Annotated in this window: 23 protein-coding genes and 2 tRNA genes; 15 read left to right on the top strand and 10 right to left on the bottom strand. The window is 36.5% G+C overall.

Going from position 1 to position 21,698, the window contains the following annotated elements:
* Positions 1 to 42: 42 nt before the first annotated feature.
* A complete protein-coding gene (mnmA, locus tag LIV57_RS02695; protein WP_227941307.1) occupies positions 43 to 1,230 on the bottom strand; it encodes a tRNA 2-thiouridine(34) synthase MnmA in 1,188 nt (395 codons plus the stop codon).
* Between the two features lie 190 nt (positions 1,231 to 1,420).
* On the opposite strand from mnmA, the gene LIV57_RS02690 reads away from it, so the two are divergent.
* The gene (locus tag LIV57_RS02690; RefSeq protein ID WP_202842112.1) at positions 1,421 to 1,948 is read left to right on the top strand and encodes a hypothetical protein; all 528 of its coding nucleotides are present in this window, start codon (positions 1,421 to 1,423) and stop codon (positions 1,946 to 1,948) included.
* Between the two features lie 142 nt (positions 1,949 to 2,090).
* On the opposite strand, the gene LIV57_RS02685 is transcribed toward LIV57_RS02690, so the two are convergent.
* Positions 2,091 to 4,625 carry an ATP-dependent Clp protease ATP-binding subunit gene (locus LIV57_RS02685; RefSeq protein WP_202842110.1) on the bottom strand — a complete coding sequence of 845 codons (2,535 nt, stop codon included), beginning with the start codon at positions 4,623 to 4,625 and terminating at the stop codon, positions 2,091 to 2,093.
* Positions 4,626 to 4,775: 150 nt separating this feature from the next.
* On the opposite strand from LIV57_RS02685, the gene LIV57_RS02680 reads away from it, so the two are divergent.
* From LIV57_RS02680 to LIV57_RS02665, 4 genes are read left to right on the top strand one after another with little or no spacing between them, the layout of a single operon-like run.
* Entirely contained in the window at positions 4,776 to 5,000 is a 225-nt protein-coding gene (locus tag LIV57_RS02680) for a uroporphyrinogen decarboxylase (protein WP_110008987.1), read from the top strand.
* The gene (locus LIV57_RS02675) at positions 5,000 to 6,097 is read left to right on the top strand and encodes a glycosyltransferase (protein WP_227941306.1); all 1,098 of its coding nucleotides are present in this window, start codon (positions 5,000 to 5,002) and stop codon (positions 6,095 to 6,097) included. The genes LIV57_RS02680 and LIV57_RS02675 overlap by 1 nt, the downstream gene beginning before the upstream one ends.
* Before the next feature lie 44 nt (positions 6,098 to 6,141).
* The gene (locus LIV57_RS02670; RefSeq protein ID WP_137904536.1) at positions 6,142 to 6,561 is read left to right on the top strand and encodes a SufE family protein; all 420 of its coding nucleotides are present in this window, start codon (positions 6,142 to 6,144) and stop codon (positions 6,559 to 6,561) included.
* Between the two features lie 2 nt (positions 6,562 to 6,563).
* Complete coding sequence (locus LIV57_RS02665) at positions 6,564 to 7,535, top strand: glycosyltransferase family 9 protein (RefSeq protein WP_227941305.1); 972 nt, start codon at positions 6,564 to 6,566, stop codon at positions 7,533 to 7,535.
* Here the strand turns inward: LIV57_RS02665 and LIV57_RS02660 are convergent.
* The 4 genes from LIV57_RS02660 to LIV57_RS02645 all read right to left on the bottom strand — a co-directional run bounded on the left by LIV57_RS02660 (position 7,525) and on the right by LIV57_RS02645 (position 10,230).
* A complete protein-coding gene (locus LIV57_RS02660; RefSeq protein ID WP_227941304.1) occupies positions 7,525 to 8,646 on the bottom strand; it encodes a hypothetical protein in 1,122 nt (373 codons plus the stop codon). The genes LIV57_RS02665 and LIV57_RS02660 overlap by 11 nt on opposite strands.
* Positions 8,647 to 8,760: 114 nt before the next feature.
* A tRNA-Val gene (locus tag LIV57_RS02655) sits at positions 8,761 to 8,835 on the bottom strand.
* Positions 8,836 to 8,868: 33 nt separating this feature from the next.
* Positions 8,869 to 8,943 (bottom strand) — tRNA-Val (locus tag LIV57_RS02650).
* 42 nt (positions 8,944 to 8,985) lie between these two features.
* Positions 8,986 to 10,230, bottom strand: coding sequence for a bifunctional folylpolyglutamate synthase/dihydrofolate synthase (locus LIV57_RS02645; RefSeq protein WP_227941303.1), 1,245 nt, complete (start codon positions 10,228 to 10,230; stop codon positions 8,986 to 8,988).
* A 182-nt stretch (positions 10,231 to 10,412) separates the two neighbouring features.
* Between LIV57_RS02645 and LIV57_RS02640 the strand changes: the two genes are divergently transcribed.
* The 5 genes from LIV57_RS02640 to LIV57_RS02620 are packed head-to-tail and all read left to right on the top strand — an operon-like array spanning position 10,413 to position 14,608.
* Complete coding sequence (locus tag LIV57_RS02640) at positions 10,413 to 11,735, top strand: TolC family protein (protein ID WP_227941302.1); 1,323 nt, start codon at positions 10,413 to 10,415, stop codon at positions 11,733 to 11,735.
* Between the two features lies 1 nt (position 11,736).
* Positions 11,737 to 12,327, top strand: a complete 591-nt coding sequence (locus tag LIV57_RS02635) for a SprT-like domain-containing protein (protein ID WP_227941301.1) — start codon at positions 11,737 to 11,739, stop codon at positions 12,325 to 12,327.
* Between the two features lie 2 nt (positions 12,328 to 12,329).
* Positions 12,330 to 13,412, top strand: coding sequence for a mannose-1-phosphate guanylyltransferase (locus LIV57_RS02630; RefSeq protein WP_227941300.1), 1,083 nt, complete (start codon positions 12,330 to 12,332; stop codon positions 13,410 to 13,412).
* A gap of 31 nt (positions 13,413 to 13,443) precedes the next feature.
* A complete protein-coding gene (locus LIV57_RS02625) occupies positions 13,444 to 14,106 on the top strand; it encodes a hypothetical protein (protein ID WP_227941299.1) in 663 nt (220 codons plus the stop codon).
* Entirely contained in the window at positions 14,075 to 14,608 is a 534-nt protein-coding gene (locus LIV57_RS02620) for a GNAT family N-acetyltransferase (RefSeq protein WP_227941298.1), read from the top strand. Before LIV57_RS02625 ends, LIV57_RS02620 begins: the two co-directional genes overlap by 32 nt.
* A gap of 91 nt (positions 14,609 to 14,699) precedes the next feature.
* On the opposite strand, the gene bcp is transcribed toward LIV57_RS02620, so the two are convergent.
* On the bottom strand, positions 14,700 to 15,149 hold the full coding sequence (bcp, locus tag LIV57_RS02615; RefSeq protein WP_227941297.1) for a thioredoxin-dependent thiol peroxidase: 450 nt from the start codon (positions 15,147 to 15,149) through the stop codon (positions 14,700 to 14,702).
* A 33-nt stretch (positions 15,150 to 15,182) separates the two neighbouring features.
* Between bcp and LIV57_RS02610 the strand changes: the two genes are divergently transcribed.
* The 5 genes from LIV57_RS02610 to LIV57_RS02590 all read left to right on the top strand — a co-directional run bounded on the left by LIV57_RS02610 (position 15,183) and on the right by LIV57_RS02590 (position 19,682).
* Entirely contained in the window at positions 15,183 to 15,803 is a 621-nt protein-coding gene (locus LIV57_RS02610) for an endonuclease III domain-containing protein (RefSeq protein ID WP_227941296.1), read from the top strand.
* A gap of 307 nt (positions 15,804 to 16,110) precedes the next feature.
* Complete coding sequence (locus tag LIV57_RS02605) at positions 16,111 to 16,884, top strand: GLPGLI family protein (RefSeq protein ID WP_227941295.1); 774 nt, start codon at positions 16,111 to 16,113, stop codon at positions 16,882 to 16,884.
* 22 nt (positions 16,885 to 16,906) lie between these two features.
* The gene (locus LIV57_RS02600; RefSeq protein WP_227941294.1) at positions 16,907 to 18,523 is read left to right on the top strand and encodes a vitamin K epoxide reductase family protein; all 1,617 of its coding nucleotides are present in this window, start codon (positions 16,907 to 16,909) and stop codon (positions 18,521 to 18,523) included.
* Between the two features lie 81 nt (positions 18,524 to 18,604).
* Positions 18,605 to 18,787, top strand: a complete 183-nt coding sequence (locus LIV57_RS02595; RefSeq protein ID WP_110009001.1) for a TIGR04149 family rSAM-modified RiPP — start codon at positions 18,605 to 18,607, stop codon at positions 18,785 to 18,787.
* 64 nt (positions 18,788 to 18,851) lie between these two features.
* Entirely contained in the window at positions 18,852 to 19,682 is an 831-nt protein-coding gene (locus LIV57_RS02590; protein ID WP_227941293.1) for a DUF6625 family protein, read from the top strand.
* 234 nt (positions 19,683 to 19,916) lie between these two features.
* Here LIV57_RS02590 and LIV57_RS02585 read toward each other — a convergent pair whose 3' ends face one another.
* The 3 genes from LIV57_RS02585 to LIV57_RS02575 are packed head-to-tail and all read right to left on the bottom strand — an operon-like array spanning position 19,917 to position 21,694.
* Entirely contained in the window at positions 19,917 to 20,603 is a 687-nt protein-coding gene (locus tag LIV57_RS02585) for a hypothetical protein (RefSeq protein ID WP_227941292.1), read from the bottom strand.
* Positions 20,593 to 21,195, bottom strand: coding sequence for a hypothetical protein (locus tag LIV57_RS02580; protein WP_227941291.1), 603 nt, complete (start codon positions 21,193 to 21,195; stop codon positions 20,593 to 20,595). Before LIV57_RS02580 ends, LIV57_RS02585 begins: the two co-directional genes overlap by 11 nt.
* Before the next feature lie 52 nt (positions 21,196 to 21,247).
* Positions 21,248 to 21,694 (bottom strand): DinB family protein, encoded by a 447-nt coding sequence (locus LIV57_RS02575; RefSeq protein WP_227941290.1) that lies wholly within the window; start codon positions 21,692 to 21,694, stop codon positions 21,248 to 21,250.
* Between the last annotated feature and the right edge of the window lie 4 nt (positions 21,695 to 21,698).

Raw genomic sequence — 21,698 nt, 5'->3', positions numbered from 1 at the left:
CATTCAGGAACTTATATCCCGAAATCCCGAACCCCGAAACTCTTACGAAATCACACCGCTGCCGATCAGCTCCTCATCAATATACCATGAAGCAAACTGTCCTTCAGCAATAGCAGACTGAAGTTCGTCAAATTCAATATAAAAAGTATTTTCAAACTGATACAGGGTTGCTTTCTGCAAAGGCTGTCTGTATCTGAATCTGGCCATTACTTCCATAGATTCTCCGTTCTGAAGTCTCAAATCCTCACGAACCCAGTGCAGCTCAGAATTGTCTATTTTCAAAGCTTTTTTGTGAAGACCCGGGAAATGGCTTCCTTCTCCTACGAAAAGGATGTTGTTTTCCATATCTCTGGAGACGATAAAACAGCTTTCTTTATGGCCGCCTATACCAAGGCCTTTACTTTGTCCGATTGTGAAAAACTGGGCACCCTGATGTTTCCCGATTACCTTTCCGTCAGATTTTTTATAATGGATTTTTCTTGATAAAAATTCAAGTTCTTCTTCTTTGGATGAGAATTCAAGTTTTTCTTCCGAAAATAGAGGAGAATCTTTGAAAATTTCTACGATTTCCCCTTCATTAGGTTTCAATTGCTGCTGTAAAAACTGGGGAAGACTTACTTTTCCGATAAAACATAATCCCTGAGAATCTTTTTTATCTGCCGTTACCAGTCCGATTTCTTTTGCAATTTCTCTTACCTGAGGCTTTGTAAGTTCTCCAATTGGGAATAACGCTTTTGAAAGCTGATCCTGACTTAGCTGGCAAAGGAAATAAGACTGATCTTTATTGTTGTCTTTTCCTGCCAGAAGATGGAAAATTTCTTTTCCGTTTTCATCAAAAGTAGAATTTACCCTTGCATAATGTCCTGTTGCTACCTTATCGGCACCCAAAGACATGGCGGTCTTCATAAAAACATCGAATTTTACTTCTCTGTTACACAATACGTCAGGGTTGGGAGTTCTGCCTTTTTCATATTCGGCAAACATATAGTCAACGATACGCTCTTTGTAAAGTTCACTCATGTCTATCACCTGGAAAGGAATTCCAAGTTTTTGTGCTACCATCAGAGCATCATTACTGTCCTCAATCCAGGGACATTCATCTTCTAATGTTACGGAAGCATCGTTCCAGTTTCTCATAAATAAAGCCACTACGTCATGGCCTTGCTGCTGCAGCAAATACGCTGTAACACTAGAATCTACACCTCCGGAGAGGCCTACTACTACTTTCATTGTATTCAATTTTACGAAACTCTTAACGGGAGTTCTTAGTTTGATGCGGCAAAAATACAATTAAAAAATTCGTAAAAAAACCATAATTTTAAACATTGATAAAAACGATAGCATATTGATTACCTTTTTATCAGTCTCTCTGCAGACGGAAACAGACGAGAACATAACTTTAAAAACAAAAATAGTATATATGAAAAAGTTTATTATTTCTATGATGCTGATAAGCTCAGGATCAGCATTTTCCCAAATTTCAGTAGGTGCACCCGTACAGGAAAACAGCAAGTGGACTTTTGGAGGAGGCATTGGATTAGGATTTGGAAGTAACAGCGCTTTTAATCTATCTGCTTCACCAAGAGTAGGTTACAGGTTTACAGATGATTTTGAAGGAGGTGTGGTAGGAAGTGTTTCGTGGCAGACTTCTGATTACTATAAATCTACTATGTTTGGAGTAGGTCCTTTTGTCAATTACTATTTTGCCAGATCATTTTATGTGGGAGCCAACTATCAGCATTATTTTGTTGATTACAAAGATAAATACTACGATTATAAATACAATACAGAAGAAAATGCATTGTACCTTGGAGGAGGATATATGCAGCGGATCGGGAATAACTCCTTTATGCAGCTGGGTTTAATGTATAACGTGCTTTGGAAACAGAATTCCAGTGTATTTTCCAGCGGTTTGATCCCAACTATTGGTTTTGTGGTGGGACTTTAAGGGTTCATTTATCAATAGGAAAGGGCTTTAGCCCGTTTAGTCAGAAAATAAAATTCATCCGGCTTCAGCCAAAGCTTATAAAACAAAAATCCCCGGAAAACTTCCCGGGGATTTTTTATTTGAAATTAAATTATTTATTTAATTAAGATTGAGAAGACTTTTCAGCCGATTTTTTCGCTTTCTGCGTTTTCCCGATCAGTCCGTCTTTTGCTTCATTAAGATCAAGAATTACGGTTTCTCCTTCACTCAATTGCTTGTTTACCAGCATTTCTGCCAATAAGTCTTCAATATACTTCTGGATCGCACGTTTCAATGGTCTTGCTCCGAAATCTTTATCCCATCCTTTTTCAGAAATAAAGTCTTTTGCTTCTTCAGTAAGATCCACTTTATATCCTAATTTTTCAAGTCTGCCATAAAGCTTATTCAGTTCAATATCAATGATTTTCTTGATATCATCCTGTACAAGGGAGTTGAAGATCACAATATCATCAATTCTGTTTAAGAATTCCGGTGCAAATGCTTTCTTAAGGGCATTTTCAATGGTACTTCTCGCTCTAGAGTCTGAAGTGGTTTTCTTCGCAGAAGTTCCGAATCCTACACCATCTCCGAAATCTTTAAGATCTCTTGTTCCGATGTTTGAAGTCAGAATAATGATGGTATTTCTAAAATCAATTTTTCTTCCTAAGCTGTCTGTAACGTGTCCTTCATCCAAAATCTGCAACAGAATATTGAATACATCAGGGTGAGCTTTTTCAATCTCATCCAAAAGAACCACTGCGTAAGGCTTTCTTCTTACTGCTTCTGTCAGCTGACCACCTTCTTCGTATCCAACGTATCCCGGAGGCGCACCAACCAATCTCGAAACCGCGAATTTCTCCATGTATTCACTCATGTCAATTCTGATCAGAGATTCATCGGATTCGAATAGTTCTCTTGCCATTACCTTCGCCAATTCGGTTTTACCAACCCCGGTTGTTCCAAGGAAAATGAAGGTACCGATAGGGCGGTTAGGATCTTTAAGACCAGCTCTGTTTCTCTGAATAGCTTTCACTACTTTCTTCACAGCGTCTTCCTGGCCGATTACTTTTCCGTTAAGCTTCTCATCCATTTGGGCCAATTTATCAAGCTCGTTCTTACCAACTTTCGTTACAGGAACTCCGCTCATCATAGAAACCACTTCCGCTACATTTTCTTCTGTTACGGTTTCTTTTTTCTCTTTTACATCCTTATCCCATTTTTCCTGAGCCGAGTTAAGTTCCATCTGAAGACGTTCCTCTTCATCTTTCAGCTTTCTTGCTTCAAGGTAGTCCTGCGCTTTTACAGCCTTCTGTTTCAGTTCCTTGATATCTTCGATTTTCTTTTCAAAATCAATGATTTCAGTAGGAACTTTCATGTTCTTGATATAAACACGGGATCCGGCTTCGTCCATTGCATCAATTGCTTTGTCCGGTAAGAAACGGTCTGTTATATATCTTGATGTCAAATTGACACACGCCGCAATCGCTTCAGGTGTATAAATGACATTGTGATGCTCTTCATACTTATCTTTGATCTGGTTCAGAATCTGAATGGTTTCATCAATAGAAGTCGGTTCCACCATTACTTTCTGGAATCTTCTTTCTAAAGCTCCGTCTTTTTCAATGTACTGACGGTACTCATCCAGAGTAGTTGCTCCGATGCATTGAATTTCACCTCTTGCCAAAGCCGGTTTGAACATATTGGAAGCATCTAAACTTCCGGTAGAACTTCCAGCTCCCACAATGGTATGAAGCTCATCGATAAATAAGATGACATCCCTGTTTTTCTCCAGTTCGGTCATGATGGCCTTCATTCTTTCTTCAAACTGACCACGATATTTCGTTCCTGCAACTAAACTTGCCAGGTCTAAAGTGATCACACGTTTTCCGTACAGAACTCTCGACACTTTTTTCTGTTGAATTCTTAATGCTAAACCTTCAGCGATCGCAGATTTACCAACTCCCGGTTCCCCGATAAGAAGCGGGTTGTTCTTCTTTCTACGCGATAAGATCTGAGAAACTCTCTCAATTTCTTTTTCACGACCGATCACAGGGTCCAGTTTTCCGTCTCTGGCCAAAGAAGTAAGGTCTCTACCAAAGTTGTCCAATGTAGGGGTTTTACTTTTTGCAGAACCTAGATTTCCTGTAGGTTTTCTCATTTGCTCAAATTCCTCTCTCTCATCATCATCATCGTAAGCACTCATCTGTGGAGACTGGCCTGAATTTTTAAGCATAGTCTGGTACTCTCTTGAAACTCCTTCGTAGTCGATGTCATAAGCTCCCAGAATATTTGAAGTAGGGTCCTCATATTTATAAAGAATACCTAAAAGCAGGTGAACGGTATTAATTTCATTGCTTTTATACTGTCGGCATTCTAACTCTGCACGTTTGATCGCATGATCTGCCATCTTAGTGAAAGAAATATTGGTAACCTCCTCAGAAATAGGATTAAGACTTGCTGTATTTAGAGTTTCAATTTTTCTTCTGATTTGTGTTAAATCCGCATTAAGGTTTTGAAGGATTTCTTTTGCAGAGTTTTCCGTTTTTATAATACCTAAAAGTAGATGTTCTGTATTAAGAAATTCACTTTTCAGCCTTTTAGCTTCGCTTTTGCTTTGTTTGAACACCTGGCTCAAACCTTGTGAAAACTTATAATCCATAATATATCTCATTAGAACAAAGGCAACATTACCTTTTATTCATTATCTAAATTACAAATATTTTACCAAAAATCAATTAATGACTTTATGGCAGAAAAAAATTTATTATCTTATTGAAAATGATTAAGTTTGTAACCTTAAATTTTCCCCATGAATCCTGAACTTACCACTTACATTGGCTATTCTGCTTCTCTTTTTATCGTATTGAGTTTCATACTGAAAGATGTAAAAAAAATCAGAGTGGTTAACATGATTGGCTGTATTTGTTTTGTCATTTATGGTATCTTTAATGGAATGCTTTGGCCGGTTATCATACCAAACGGGCTTATTTGTTTCATTCAAATCTATTATTTAATACTAGACAAGAAAGATTGATGAGGAAAAAAATTATTACTTCTGCTTTTAGTAATCTGTATACTGACCAACGGATAGAGAAGGTGTGCAAAACCCTTTTTGATAACGGATATTCCATAGACCTGATTGGTAACGACTGGGAAGGAAATGAAAAAATGGAACGTCCTTATCCCTTTTCCAGAATAGGATTGAAGTCTAAAAGCCTGAAGACCGCTTATTTTGAATTCAACTGGAAATTATACAAAGAACTGAAGAAAAAAGCGGACAAAGATACGATTCTCCATGCCAATGATATTGATGCACTTCTGCCAAATTATCTCATTGCCAGAAAACTGAACATCCCTTTGGTGTTTGACAGCCATGAAATTTTCACGGAAATGCCATCGGTTCAAAACAGATTTTCTCAGAAATTCTGGAGAGTGCTGGAAAGAAAGCTGATTCCTCATATGGAACTGATGATGACAGAAAGTGAAAGCTATGCTGAATGGTTCCATGAACAATATAATGTCAATCCGGTAGTGGTCAGAAATATTCCCAGAAAAATTCTTTCTGCACCGGAAATTCCTGAAAATCATCCTAAAATTATTTTGTATCAGGGAGCGATTAATCAGTCCAGGGGAATTGAAAAAATGATTGTGGCCATGCATCATATTAAAGATGCTGTTCTGAAAATTGCAGGTGACGGCCCGAAGAAAAAAGATTACGAAGAACTCGTGATTCAGGAGAAACTTCAGGATAAAGTATTTTTCCTGGGAAAACTGAAACCTGAAAATCTCAGGGAAATCACCAAAACGGCTGATGCAGGATTCAGCCTTGAAGAAAATAACGGAGTAAGCTACTATTATTCACTTCCTAATAAAGTTTGTGATTATATTCAGTCGAGAGTACCGCTGGTCATGATTAATTTTCCGGAAATGCAAAGGATAAAAAATCAGTTTGATGTAGGAGAAATTATTCCGGATCACCGGCCTGAAACCATTGAAAAAGCAATTAATCTTGTTCTTCAGAATGGAAGACAGTATTATCAGAGCGAATTAAATAAGGCTGCGGATGTTTTTTGCTGGGAGAATGAAGAGACAAAAATTCTTCAGCTTTTTGAAAAAGCGTCACGTAAATAAATTTTACAAAATTGGTTATCTTTGCAAAAGAAATTTGATTTAAAATGACCATTAAAGAAAAACAGCAGGAAATAATAGACGAATTCGCTTTTCTTGACGATTGGGAGCAAAAGTATGAGTACATCATTGATCTTGGAAAAGAACTGAAAGGCTTACCGGAAGATAAGAAAACAGAAGAAAATCTGATTAAAGGCTGTCAGAGCAAAGTTTGGATTGATGCTGAATTCAAAGATGGGAAACTTTTCTTTAATGCTGATTCTGATGGTATTTTACCCAAAGGGATCGTTTCTCTTTTAGTAAGTATTTACAGTGGGCATTCCACGCAGGAAATCCTGGATTCTGATTTTGATTTTATTGCAGAAATAGGACTACAGGAATTTCTTTCACCTTCCAGAGCCAACGGATTGATGGCAATGACCAAGCAGATCAAGTTTTATGCAGTTGCTTATCAACTGAAATCATAATCGTGAGCAGAATTTTAGCATATCGTTTTTCCGCATTCGGAGATGTTGCGATGACTGTGCCTGTTTTCAGAGAATTTCTGGAGCAGAATCCCGGCGTGGAAATTATTATGGTTTCCAGGAAAAATTTTGCGGCGCTGTTTGCAGGAATTCCTAATGTAACTTTTAAAGGGATTGACCTGGATGATTACAAAGGTCTTTTTGGATTGAGAAAACTGAGTAACGAACTGATCCGTGAATTTAATCCGGATTGTATTGCCAACCTCCATGATGTAATCCGAACCAAGGTTTTAGACAGAATATACAGGAGGAAAGGGCTCAAGGTCTTTAAAATTGATAAAGGCAAGGAAGAAAAAGAACATCTTACGGATATCTGGAATCTGGAAAAGGTACAGCTGAAAAAAACAGTGGAACGTTATGCAGATGTTTTCCGTGAAATGGGCTTCAAAGTTGAACTCTCTCATCAATTAAGACCGGTTTCGGCGCAAAAATCCGGGATTGGTTTTGCCCCTTTTGCCCAGCATAAAGGGAAAATGCTTCCTTTGGCGAAATCGTATGAACTGGTAAGAATTCTTGCTCAGAAACATACGGTGTATTTCTTTGGAGGAGGTAAAAAAGAAACTGAAACTCTTGAAAAGTGGGCAGCAGAGATTCCTAATACAAAAAACCTTGCCGGAAAGTTAAATCTTACGGAAGAACTCAATTATATTGCTGGGCTGGAACTGATGATATCTATGGATTCTGCCAATATGCACCTTGCAAGTCTTGTGGGAACCCGATGTATTTCTATCTGGGGAGCTACTCATCCTTACGCCGGATTTCTGGGATTTGGACAAAGTGAGGAAGATGTTGTTCAGGTAAAAGACCTGAGCTGCAGACCATGTTCTGTCTTTGGAGATAAGGAATGTTACAGAGGTGACTGGGCCTGTCTTGAAGAATTTAATATCCAGAAAGTGGTGGAAAGGGTTAATTTTTAAAAATTAGCTTTACTATTTCTTCGGCTTTAGCTTTGTCAGAGTGACTTGCTTCTAAAATATTCTTTCTTTTTTCATTGTCATCATAGTCTTTTTCAGCCGAGGCGATAATCTGCTGGCGGATTTGGTTCATGTCATCGCCATACAGGCATAATTTTGTTAAAACAGGATCATCTGTAATATTCCCGTTAATAATCACGAAACGGCTGTTGTAAAGCGTGTTGAAAAACTTCACTTTCGTTCCTGAATTCTGGTAAGAAATCAAAATATTGGCATGAGCACCTTCCAGAAGACGATAAAGGTTCTCTGTGGTTTGAATAGGAGTGAGGCTGATATTTTCAACTGCTGAGATTTTGTTTTTAATCTCTTCATTGGCACGATCGGAAGCAACAACCAGTTGATATTGCGGAAGCGTTTTAAATAAACCGATAGTCTCATTTAATGCTCTTTTATTGTCTGCAGTGGTGAGATCTCCATGAAATAGAAAATACTTTCCTTTTTGATCCAGTTCCTTTACCGATTCGTTACCGTGAAAGATATGAATCATGTGTGCATTTTTTGAATAGGATTCAACTTCATGATATTCTTTCTCAGACAGGCAGAATACAGCGTCAAATTTTGTTAAAAGTTTTTTCTGATATCCGGAATACTTCACAGATTCAATTTTGTAAATAATCTTTTTAAATGGGTTCTTCTCAGACACAGAGAGGCCTTTATAATACTCTGATTCGTTATTGTGATGACGGAGGTAGAGTTGGTGTCTGTTATCCTTCAAAAACCGTATAATATGGGTTGTTTGCAAGCCTTCGAACAAGATAGGAGCTTTGTGCTTCTCCAGATTTTTAAGTAGGGTTTCAGAATCTCTGATGGCAACAGCGAAAGGTGTTCCGGAGAAATAGAGAAGTGGATTCTTTTTCTTTTGATAAAAAAACACATATTCTGTCATCTCTTTGACTTCCGGATCAATCTTATGAGGGATTTGATCTACAAAACAATGTAGGTGAATTTTTATTCCCAGATCAGATAATGCTTTAACTTTATAATACACATCAATAATTCCACCATAGGAAGGAGGGTAGGGATAATTGAATGATATGAGATGGAGCTGCTTCAAGTTCGGCTATTCGATGTAGGCAAAGGTAGATAAATATCAGGAAAACTGCAGGACACATTTAAATGCTTAGGGATAAAAATAAAAAAATCTCCCAGAAATCTGAGAGATTTTTTGTGGGTCCTGAGGGATTCGAACCCCCGACCCTCTGGGTGTAAACCAGATGCTCTGAACCAACTGAGCTAAGAACCCGAATTTTTTTGAAAGGTTTCGTTTCCTTTTCTGTGGGTCCTGAGGGATTCGAACCCCCGACCCTCTGGGTGTAAACCAGATGCTCTGAACCAACTGAGCTAAGAACCCTCTAGACTTGTTCTCTTGTTTAGAGTGGTGCAAATATACGACTTATTCTTTAATCTCCAAATTTTTTTCCAAAAAATCTCCCACTACAAAGTTGCTTCCGCCGATAAAAATCATTTCTTCATTTGTACATCGTTCTTTTGCAGAGAGATACGCTTCCTGTACAGAATCAAAAATTTTATAAAAAATTTTCGCCTCCTGAAGCAGATTTTCATAATCTTCCGGGTGTCTTCCCCTGTTGATGGATGGTTTTGCAAAATAGAACTCAGAATTTTCGGGAAGTAATTTCATCACATCATCTATTTTTTTGTCGTTCACAAACCCCAAAATAATATGTTTGTGCCTGTCAATTGAATTTAATTGTGAAAAAACATACTCCAAACCTGCCTGATTGTGTCCCGTATCACAAATGGTAAGCGGATGTTGTGAAAATTCAAACCAACGGCCAATAAATCCTGTATTCTGGTGAACATGGAGAAGTCCTTTTTCCAATGCTTCATCAGAAATATTTACTTTAAGCTTTCTTAATTCTTCTACAGCGGCTAACACGACTCTGATATTTTTCTTCTGGTAATTCCCTTTCAGATCAGATTTCAGATCTGTAGTAACAAGAGTGGCATCTATCAAAGGAGCATTTTCTTTCGCTGCTTTCTCCTTAATAATATTTTTTACAGCTTCATTTTCGTCACCGGAAATAATAGGCGTATTGTGTTTAATAATTCCGGCCTTCTCTGATGCAATTTCTTCGATGGTATCTCCAAGAATATTCTGATGATCCAGCTGTACATTGGTAATAGCCGAAATCAAAGGATTAATAATATTGGTAGAATCAAGTCTTCCTCCCAATCCAACTTCAATAATAGCAAAATCTACCTGCTGCTGATAAAAATATTCAAAAGCCATAATGGTGGTAAACTCAAAAAATGAAGGACGGATATCTTCAGGAAGTTTCTTTAATTTTTGAATAAAATCAAAGACAAATTCTTTACTGCAGTTTTTTCCGTTGACCTTAATACGCTCCGTAAAATCAATCAGATGGGGAGAATTGTATAATCCTGTTTTATACCCGGCTTCCTGAAGAACCGATGCCAGCATATTGCTTGAAGAACCTTTTCCATTGGTACCGCCAATATGAATACACTTTATTTTATCCTGAGGATTTCCAAAGAAAGCACAAAGCTTTGTTATATTATCAAGTCCAGGTTTATAAGCCTTCTGTCCATCTATCTGATAGTTGGGCATCTGTACGAAAAGCCAGTCGATAGCTTCCTGATATTGTTCATTTGTCATGGTGCAAAATTCCCAAAAGTTTTTTTAAAATAAAATATAATTTTTCAATCTGTAACTTTTTTATATTTAATTCGTCTAATATTGAAAAATCTTAATATGAAATCGCTGTGATTCACAGATAACAGTACTGATGAAGATAACACGGTTCCATATGACCATTAAAAACAAATAAACATATACATATGAAAAAAGTTTGGATCATCGTTTTTGGATTAGGTTATCTGGGTTTAAGTGCTCAGAAGAAATGGTCCTTAAAAGAATGTGTAAGCTATGCAGTGGAGCATAATCTTCAGGTTATCCAAAATCAGTATAACAAACAAAACCAGGAATATAATCTTAAAGCAGCCCAAAAAGAATATTTACCATCTGTATCGGGGAGTATGACGAATGGGGTGAGTTTCGGGCAAGGGTCATTAGGAGCGGGAAGTTTTAGAAACGACAGATTCAATAACAGTGTTGGCCTGGGTGCCGATATTTTGCTCTATAATAATGGAAGATTAGAGAAAAATGTACGAAAAGCCCAGTTTGATGTAGAAGCAAGCCAATATGACATTGAAACCATTAAAAATGATATTTCTCTTCAGATTGCTCAACAATATCTGACTGCCTTGTTGAATAAGGAGATTGTTAAAATCTCTCAGAGTGCTGTGGATAATGCTCAGAAACAATATGACAGAGCAAAAATTACAACTCAGGTTGGAACAACTGCCCAGACGGTTTTAGCTGAGGCAGAAGCTGCGCTGGCAAGAGAGAAGCAAAACCTTAAAACGGCAGAAGTAAATGTTGGACGTGCTTTATTTGCCATCGCCCAGCTATTACAGCTTTCCGATTATAAGGGTTTCGACGTGGAAGATGTAAATGTTCCGGAAAAACTTGATTTACAGCTTAATACTGTAGATGAAGTGCTTACAACGGCCTATGAGATACAACCGCAGATCAAAGCAGCCGAAAGCAGGATAAGATCTGCCGAAGCACAAACTGAAGTAACCAAAACAGCATTCTGGCCAACGTTAACAGCAAGTGCGGGTCTTAACACTTTCTATAACAGACAGTTTGATCCCATGCCAGGTACTGTGCAGGGAACCTTTTTTGAACAATATAAAGATCAGTTCGGGCAAAATGTTGGGTTATCATTGAATATTCCTATCTTCAATAAAGGAAAAACAAAACTTCAGGTAGAACAGTCTAAGGTCAATGAGAGTATAGCCAGAAATACATTAGAACAACAGAAACAGACGGTAAGACAAAATGTTCAGAAAGCTCAGTTTGATGCTGATGCCAATTATGAAACCTATCTGGCTGCAGTGGAAGCTGAAAAAAGCTCAAAACTGGCTCTTGATTTTGCCGATAAAAGTTATGCTGCCGGAAGAACCACCATCTACGACGTCAATGTGGCGAGAAATAATTATGCAAATGCACAGGGATCAGTAGCGCAGGCAAAATATAATTATCTTTTTAGTCTTAAACTATTGAATTTCTATGCAGGAATTCCATTAAGTTTGTAAAATGCCAATTCAATCATTAGAAAAATACTTACCTCAAAATACACTTAAATATTTAAGAATCTGGTTTGCAGATTATTATATACATATAAAAGTTACAAGAAACAGAAATTCAAAACTGGGAGATTATAGAAAACTTCCGGACAATTCGCATGAAATTACGGTAAATTCAACCCTTACCCCACAGCTTTTTTTCTTTGTGCTCACTCACGAGCTCGCACATCTGATTGCTTTCGAAAAATATGGACGGAGAATCTCACCTCATGGCAACGAATGGAAACAAACTTTCAGAAATATGCTTCTGGAAAGCCTTGAGGTTTATGATGAAGAACTCAAACCTATCATCATAAAATTTTCAAAATCGCCTAAAGCCAATTTCATGGCTAGCCCAGATCTGGTAAGATATTTCCATACTGAGAAACAGGATGATAGTCTTCATTTTATCGAGGAGCTTAAAAAGGGAGAATTTTTTATGTATCGCAACGAAAAGTATTTATTAGAAGGTCTGGTTAAAAAAAACTATCTTTGTAAGAACCTGGCTACTGGAAGGAAGTATTCTTTCAAGCCTTTAGCGAGGGTAGAAAAATGTAGCTAATAATGTTAAAATCAGATAGATATTGCGTTATAATGGCGGGAGGAATCGGGAGCCGGTTCTGGCCGATGAGTACGCAAAAATTTCCAAAACAGTTTCAGGATATTTTAGGAACCGGACGCACTATGATTCAGCAGACCTATGACAGAATCAGCAAGGTAATTCCTAAAGAGCAGATATTCGTAATTACGAATAAAGAGTATGTTCCTGTTTCCCATCAGCAGCTTCCGGAGATTCCTGAAGAGAATATTGTGGGCGAGCCGTTGATGAAGAATACAGCCGCTTGTAATCTGTATATGGCCAACAAAATTGCTGAGATTAATCCGGATGCAACGATGATTGTATTGCCGGCAGATCATCTGATCCTTAAAGAAGATGTATTTTTGGAGAAAGTGGAGCTGGCATTTGAGGTGGCTTCAAAAAATGATTATCTGGTAACATTAGGGATTACCCCGACAAGGCCTGATACCGGATACGGATATATTCAGTTTGTAGAAAAAAAGGGATCGGAATATTTTAAAGTGAAAACATTCACAGAAAAGCCTATCCTTGAAATTGCCCAAAGCTTTTTGGAAAGTGGTGATTTCCTTTGGAATGCTGGAATTTTTGTATGGAATGTGAAAAGTATTCATCATGCCTTTGATCTTTATCTTCCAGAAATGATGCAGCATTTTATGGCTTGTGAGTACAACTCAGAAAAAGAAAACAGTTGTATTGAAACCATTTATCCGAAGGTTCAGAAAATTTCCATTGATAACGGAATTTTGGAAAAAGCAAAGAATGTTTATGTGATTCCATCAGATTTGGGATGGAGCGATCTTGGAACATGGACTTCTGTATATGAAAATACGGAAAAAGATAAAGACGGAAACGCGGTAAAACTGAAACATTTACTTGCTTATAATTCAAAAGGGAATATCATCCGTTTAAAGAATAATAACAAGGCTGTAATCATTGATGGTCTTGAAAACTACATTGTTGTAGATACAGATAAGGCACTTCTGATCTGTCCGCGTGATAATGACCAGCTCATTAAAGACTATGTTCTTGATCTGAAAAACTTTAAGAAAGGCGAGAAGTTCATGTAATATTTGGTATATTTCTGCTGATTTTTAAATTATGAGTAACACCGCAACCCGATTTACAATTCTTACATTTTTACTTTTGGGGATATTAGGATATTCTCAGGAGAAGAAAAAGTTTTCAAGTATACCTTCTGTTTTGCAGCAGATCAACCCAGGAAGCAGGGTAGACTCGTGGGTGCTGATATACAACAGCTACGGGAAAGGTGAGGAAATAAAGACTTCGGGTAAGGTAAATTATACTCCTCAGTTCTCAGGATTCAATCTTTTCCCTAGTGAAGACAGCTTCTATTATATTGCTTACTCAGAAGGAGGTAAAGTAAATTATGTAACAGATGTCGTGGGATTGAAGAGGTTTGTTGACAGAATTGATAATGCTCAGGAGGCTGCGGTTGTATTAGCTGCTGAAGGATATATGGTGGATGAGGAATTCAAAGACCTTGCCGGCAATTACCATGAAGATCAATCGAATTACTATCTGGATCTTGGAAAACTCACCTCGAAAGAATGTCCTTATCAGAAAACACATTATACAGTAACGGTAAATAAATCAACCGGTGCCATAAGCAATGTAAAAGATAATGGAACGTATATTGAGCTTTACAATAAAAAATGTGCTAATAACCCGAGACTGTTGAAAATCGAAAAAAAAGAAGAACCCAAGAAAGATGAGTCTAAAAAAACACCCAAACGCAGATAATATCTATGAGACTGAGCGATTAATCCTTCGTCCCATGTCCCGTGAAGACAAAGATTTCGTCTTTGACCTTTATAACAGGCCAAAATTTATTCAACATATCGGCAACCGCAATGTTAATTCTGTTGAAGATGCCGAAAATTATATTCTCAACAGATTTGCTCCCCAGATTGATAGACTTGGATTTGGAAACTATCTTTTAATAACCAAAGAAGGCAATGAAAAAGTAGGGGCAGTAGGAATCTTCGAAAGAGAAGGTCTTGATATCGTGGATATAGGATATTCTCTGCTGGAAGAGTTTGAAGGTAAGGGATATGCTTTTGAAGCAGCTCAGAAGGTTAAATCGATCGGAATGGATGATTTCGGATTAACAAAAATATCAGCCATTATTTCAAAGGATAATATTTCTTCCCAAAAACTGATCGAAAAATTAGGGTTGAGGTTTAAAAAACACGTCATACTTCCAGGCGAAACCGAAGAACTCAACTATTACGAAACAGAATAAGATCAATTATAAAAATATTTTCACAAATAACACAGTGATATAAATCGTGTTATTTGTGAAAGCATTTGTGATATTTGTGTTTCAAAAAAAATTATCCTTCCAGAATCTGCTCAGCAGCAGTCTTTGACGTTACTTTTTCAATCACTCTTGTACAAATACCATTTTCATCAAAAATAAAAGTGGTTCTTACAATTCCCATATACGTTTTTCCAAACGTTTTTTTCTCCTGCCATACCCCGAATTTTTCAATGATATCACGGTTTTCATCCGCGATAAGATCATAAGGAAATGCAAATTTACTGTGGAAATTCTTCTGTTTCTTTACACTGTCACCACTTATTCCCAGTAACTGATACCCTGCTTTTTCAAGCTTGGAATAATTATCGCTCAGGTTGCAGGCTTCCACTGTACAGGTTGGTGTATTCGCTTGCGGGTAGAAGAAAACCACCAGTTTTTTTCCTATTAACTTTGATGAGGTTACCGTTTCTCCGTCTTGATTGAATCCTTCAAATTCAGGTAATTTATCTCCAACTTTCAGCATAATGATTTAATTTTGTTCAAATTTAAGGGTTACATGACAAAAAAACAAAGAGCTGAGCTCGTTCAGATAGAACTGGATAAATTATATCCGACTACACCTATTCCGTTAGATCACACCGATCCGTATACATTAATGGTGGCCGTAGCACTTTCTGCGCAGACCACAGATAAAAAAGTTAACCAGGTAACGCCTGATCTTTTTGCCGTGGCAGGAACTCCACAAAGAATGGCCAAGCTGGAAGAATTTGAAATCAAAGAACTCATCAAAGAAATCGGACTTTCCAATACCAAAGCCAAAAACCTTAAAAGAATGGCAGAACTTCTGCTGGAACGTCATAATGGTATCGTTCCGCAAACTTATGAAGAATTGGAAGCCCTTCCGGGCGTAGGGCATAAAACTGCTTCAGTGGTGATGAGTCAGGGTTTCGGATTTCCTGCTTTTCCGGTAGATACCCACATTCATCGTCTGATGACACAGTGGAAACTTACTTCAGGAAAAAACGTGGTGGAAACAGAGCGCGATGCCAAGAAATTATTCCCTGAAGAAGTATGGAATAAACTTCACCTTCAGATTATTTTCTACGGAAGAGAATATTCTCCGGCAAGAGGAAAAGGAGAGAGAGATTTTATTACGAAAATGTTATTTGAGAAATAGAATTTAACATTATTTAGGATTTTAAGAACTATTTTCAGTTACAAATAGAACAAAAAGAACACTATTTTATGGTGTTTTTTTTTATCTCATAATTTAAATTTTGAATTTTTTTTTCACCAATAAAGGATATTTGTAAAATTTCATCATAATTCTTTTATTTCATAAAGAAAATTTTATCTACTTGATTTATAATATCATTTAGAGACAATAGTTTCCTTTTTCGTAATTTTCTTTACTGTAAATTGTTACAGAAGTATTGTATTTCCATAAAAAGAGATATATTTGACTCAGTACCATGAAGACCAAAATGAAAAAAATTAATCTTTTCGTTTTATTTGTAGTTTTATTTTCCTGTACCTGTATAGGGCAGGTTCATCGTTTTTATTATGAACTTACCTATAAACCCTCTACCAAAAATAAGACGATAAAGACCGACATATTTTATCTGGACAGTCTTGATAAAAGGTCTGTATTCATTCGAAAAGAAAAGTGGGAATCTGATTCTCTTTTCACAACACAATCCCCAGTTTTATCATTAGGAACAATGAATTTTAAGGTAATAAAAGATCTTGGTAATTCATCTGTTATTCTGAAAGATGATTTGTTCATAGGAGTGATTTCCTATAAGGAAACTGCCGATTTTCATTGGAAACTTCTACCGGAAAAAAGGAATATTGAAACATTACAGGTGCAGAAGGCTGAAACTGATTATGGAGGAAGGCATTGGATTGCATGGTTTACACAGGAGATTCCGGTTTTTGATGGTCCCTATGTTTTTATGGGGCTTCCAGGGTTGATTATAGAGCTGAAAGATGCTGATAATGAATATCTATGGAAATTGAAAGGCAGTAAAAAAAATGTCCGGTCTGCATTGCAAACAGAATCAGTAATGGATGAGAGTTTGATGTCAAAAGAAGCCTACATTAAAAATAAAGAAAACTTCATAAATGATCCCTTGCCTGTTTTGATGCAAAGTATGGCAGATGTTAGTAAAAGTCTGGAAATCATGAATAAGATGAATCAACAGGCCGAAGCAATAAAAAAATATCACCGGGAAAACGATAATACCATCGAAAGATAGTACCAACAATTCAACTATAACCATGGAATTAAGAAAAGAAATTAACGCTGTTTTTTTATATCTGAAATCGATTGATGTAAAAATTGATAAGAATGATTACATCTATCAGGTAGAATCGCATCCGGAGACACCTAGTCTTCTGGCTTTCAGTGATGCTCTTGGTTTTTTTGGTATTCCAAATGGTGCCTTTACGATTGATTTTCAGGATTTTGATCATTTACCGGAAACTTTTCTTACCATATTAGATATAGGAAACGGGCATTTGATTTTATCATATATTGAAAAAAAGGCGCAATCGGTTTTATATACAGATCATGAGGGTGTGCAGAAGACTATCTCCATTCCTGAAATGGAGAGTTTGTGGACTGGTGCGGTACTGGCCGCTGAGAATAACGGAGAAATCATAAGACCCTCTAATGTCTTTTACAATAAACTACTGCCAGCATTCATCTTTTGTGCAGTATTTGTAGTGTTGTATTTTATCGGAGGCTGGTTTCTAAGTGGTTTCGGTGCGATTACAATGATGGGGCTGCTTTTAGCCTTTGAAGCTATAAAAACTGAGCTGGGACTGGAGTCTGGTTTTTCTGCGCAGTTTTGTGATGGAAATGAGAAGTCAAGCTGCAGCCAGATTATAAACTCTGAAAAAGGAAAAATTGCAGGGTTCAAATTGAGTGATCTTAGTGTTTTTCTTTTTGGGATTCAGCTTTTTTCACTGCTTGTTTTTAATAAGGAGCTTATCAATAATTATTATTTTTTAATTGCTCTTTCTCTGCTGGGATGTATACCATTTACATTATATTCTGTTTATTTCCAGATGAAAGTAGAAAAGAAGTGGTGTCCAATATGTTTGAGTATCATAGGAGTAATTTATGCACAGCTTATCTATTTGTCATTTAACATGACGGAGATACTGAATAATGTACATCTTGACCTCCTAACAGTTTTGCTTTTGTCATCAGTAGTGATCGCTTTTTCCGGAACCTATATTTTTATTAAAAAAGCTTTGATAACCTATGCAGTGCTGAAAAAGGATGCGGAGTTTGACTCAAGATATATAAGACATTATCCTTACTTTAAAAATATTCTTACAAGCACAGAACCCCTTGTTTTAAAAGCTGAGCCAGTCCTGCTGGGAAATCCAAATGCTCCTGTTACAATTACTTTTATTACAAGCCCTTTGTGCGGATACTGCAGAGAAGCGCATGATTTCTTGCAGAGAATTTACAACCAATATAAAAATCAGGTCAACATTAAAATCAGATTTAATATGACAGGTGTAGTAACGGCTGAAGTAGAAGAGATGTTGATCCAGCTCCTGAACATTTATCAAACAAAAGGCGAAAGCAAATTTATTGAAGCTCTTCATGACTGGTATAGTCACAGACAGGCAGAGAAATGGTTGAAAAAATATAGTACAACTCTTGATAACAGAACCTTTCTGCTGAATAAACTGGTTTCTGTTTCTTATGAAAATTTACAGAATAACCTGTTTTTCACACCGCATTACTTTATCAATGATTATGCATATCCCGTGAGACTCAATAAAAAATATATGGAAATATTTATGCCGGATCTTATTGAGGACGAATGGAATGAACAGCTCGATTCTGTAAAGGAATTGGAGGTTGAATACAGATAAAAGAAGAAAATTATTATAATAATTATACAAAGAGGAAGCCGAAAATCTAAAGAGTAGGCAAACAAATTAAAACAAATTTCTATGAAAAAATTACAAAAGTTGAGCTTAAATGCTATGAAAAACGAAATGAGCAGAAACGAAATGAGAGTAATCAAAGCGGGTTCAGGAGGTGAGCCAGGAACTTGTAACTGTAACTCACAGTACTGCTATATGAATGGTATGAGAGCTATATGTGGCGGTGGATGGCCAGCAAAATGCTGCTAATCAATCAAAAATAACTTATTTTTTCTGTAATTGCAATTCTGCAATTACAGAATTTTTTTAACCTATGAATACACCAAGTTTAGTTTTAATTACATGCTGGTACGGCAAATATCCCTGGTATATGCCATATTACCTGCATTCTTGTGCTTTTAATCCAAGTGTAGATTTTGTGATTATAACTGATAATACAGAAGAGGTAAAAAATGTACCTGCAAATGTAAAAATAGTCCATAAAAATCTGGAAGATATCATCTGCGATACATCTGATAAACTTGGATTTCCAATCAACATAGATTATCCTTATAAGCTATGTGATTTTAAGCCTGCGTATGCTTTTATGTTTCCGGAACTTATAGAAGGATATGATTTCTGGGGGCACTGTGATCTCGATCTTATTTACGGAGATATAAGAGCTTTTTTTACCAATGAATTTCTCGATAGCTATGATTATATCAGTGTAAGAGATGATTATACCACCGGATGCTTTGGTCTGTACAGGAATAATGAATTACTGAATACATTCTTTAAAAGAAGTAAAGATTATAAAAAGGTCTTTTCTATGCCGGATCATTTCTGTTTTGATGAATGTAATTTTGTTTGGGACGATCTAGCAGAAGGTATTCCTATTTTCGAAATTGAAACAGAAATTGAAAGTTTTACCCATATCATGAAAAATGCTGAAAGAGAAGGAATTCTCAGAACTCATTTTGATTTTATTCTTATGGAAGGCTATACGGGGAGAGTAAAATTTGATAATGGAAAAGTTATTTATAAAAACAAATATGAGGCAATTATGTTTCATATGTTTTGGCTTAAAAAAGTATACAACCCCGAAAAAGTACCTGCAAAAATCCCAAACAGGTATAATGTAAGCCCCACTAGAATTTATTGGTAATTACTGTACTACTAATTAAAAAAAATACCATGAAAAAATTACAAAAAATGAGCATGAATGTTATAAAAAATAACATGAGCAGAAAGGAAATGAGAGTTATTAAAGCAGGATCGGGCCCAACATCATGTAACTGCCAGGCAGTGATGTGTCTAGTCCATGGGAGTATGGAGGCTTATTGTGGACCTTCAGGAGTGATCTGTTGCTAATCTTTTATGAAAAGAAAAAGAGAGAACCTTATATTGTTCTCTCTTTTTTATTATTTAAAACCAATTGTTTGTACTTTTTTTGATAGATACCAAGGGCAAGATCTGCTGTTTTAAAATAATGCTCAATATTTCCATTAATATTATTCTCTGCAGTAATATCAGAATATCCGAAATCTTTCTGAACGGAGACAAAAGGATATAATACCATTTTATGAGCTGACAGTTGTGATAAAAAGTTATCTGCAGTGTCTTCCGGACCAAAGTCTGCATTGAGTATATGATCATAAAAACGACTGTATACCACCATAAACTGGGTACACCAGAAATGATTGATCCAAAACCTGTTTTCTGTAATAGGAACAACAAATCTAAAGCCTCCTCCAATGCCACCGGCCAGGATATCAGCACCTTGCTCATTAGATTGTATAATATTATTTATAAACGCATCTCTGTCATAATGTTCTGTAAAAACATGGTCATCTTCTACAATGATGATCACATCATCTTCGTTTTCAATAGCAAGAGATACCGTTTTTTTTATGCTTTCCCAGAGGCCTACATTCCCTTTCTCATGCATACATGCCTCTACAATTTGGCAACCAAATTCCGGTCTGCCTTCAAACTCTTTTAACACACTTTCCCTTCTGTCTTCTCTATGTTTCAGATTAATAATGTAAGTGGGGATCATAATTTCTGAAAAGCTGTTATGGCTCATAGCTGTAGTATTTTTTTATTTGGGAAAGTTCATCAAGAAAAACTTCCGGATTGTCATATATATATTGAAAATCAGTGGTGTTTTCGAATGATTGAAGGTTTCCGTCATCTTCAAACTGAGAAATGAATGGATGCATTACAAAGACATCTTCCAGATGTGATGATAAAAAAACATCTAGAGGCAGCTTAGCATTGAAATTCCTTTGCAGGAAAAGAGAATATGTTTTTTTGAAAATAATCATGAACTGTGATCCCTTGAAACCATCAACCCAGAATATATGATCAGAAACTTCGATCACTTTTTCAAAGCTTAGGAGACCTCCCAGCAATAAATTACCGTCAAGTCTTTTTACCTTTTCAATACATTTTTCAAGATGATCTTGTGAAAAACTAGAACAAAACCGATGTTGAGAGGTTGAAATAATGATATAGTCTTCATCATCACTTTCTTTTATTACCTTTTGTATTCCTTCTGTGAAACTTAAATGCTCGTCCGTGACAATAAATTCAGGTGTAAAATTTCTCTCTGCATAATGCTCTAGGGCACCAGAAAATTTTTCAGGATTTGAAGATAAAACAAATATTTTCTTCATGATGATTGGGTTTTCAGGATAAATTAGTTTTAATAAAAATAAAAAAATCAGATTAATTATCCAACAACCTTCTGTGATAATTAACCTGCCCCAGATGATAGTCCAGATGAGCAAGCAGATGGATCAGGAAGTAATCGGTTGTCATGGCACTTTCAAAAACAACCAATGGATATTCTTTTTTCAGGTCTTCATCGGACAATTGGGAAAGTACTGAATCTATCATTGCCGCAGTGGCTTTCACCTTTTCAATAAGTTCCGCTTTGGGAATATCCTTTGACGAAAATTCAAGGTCACGCTGTCTTACGTATCCTGTGTTTCCAAGGTGTGTTCCGATAAAATGATTAAGATTTCCCACCAGATGAAGGGCGAGGTTACCCGCAGAGTTGGCAATGTTTTTATCCGTTTTCCAAAGATTTTCTTCGCTTTGATAGGCTTCCAGTTCCGTTTTTAACTTATTTAAATCTCTGTTGTAAAGAGATCTTAGGCTTTCCGTGATCATATCA

The organism is Chryseobacterium sp. X308, assembly GCF_020733145.1.
Taxonomy (GTDB): Bacteria; Bacteroidota; Bacteroidia; order Flavobacteriales; family Weeksellaceae; genus Chryseobacterium; species Chryseobacterium cupriresistens.
This window is presented reverse-complemented; position numbering and strand designations above follow the sequence as displayed.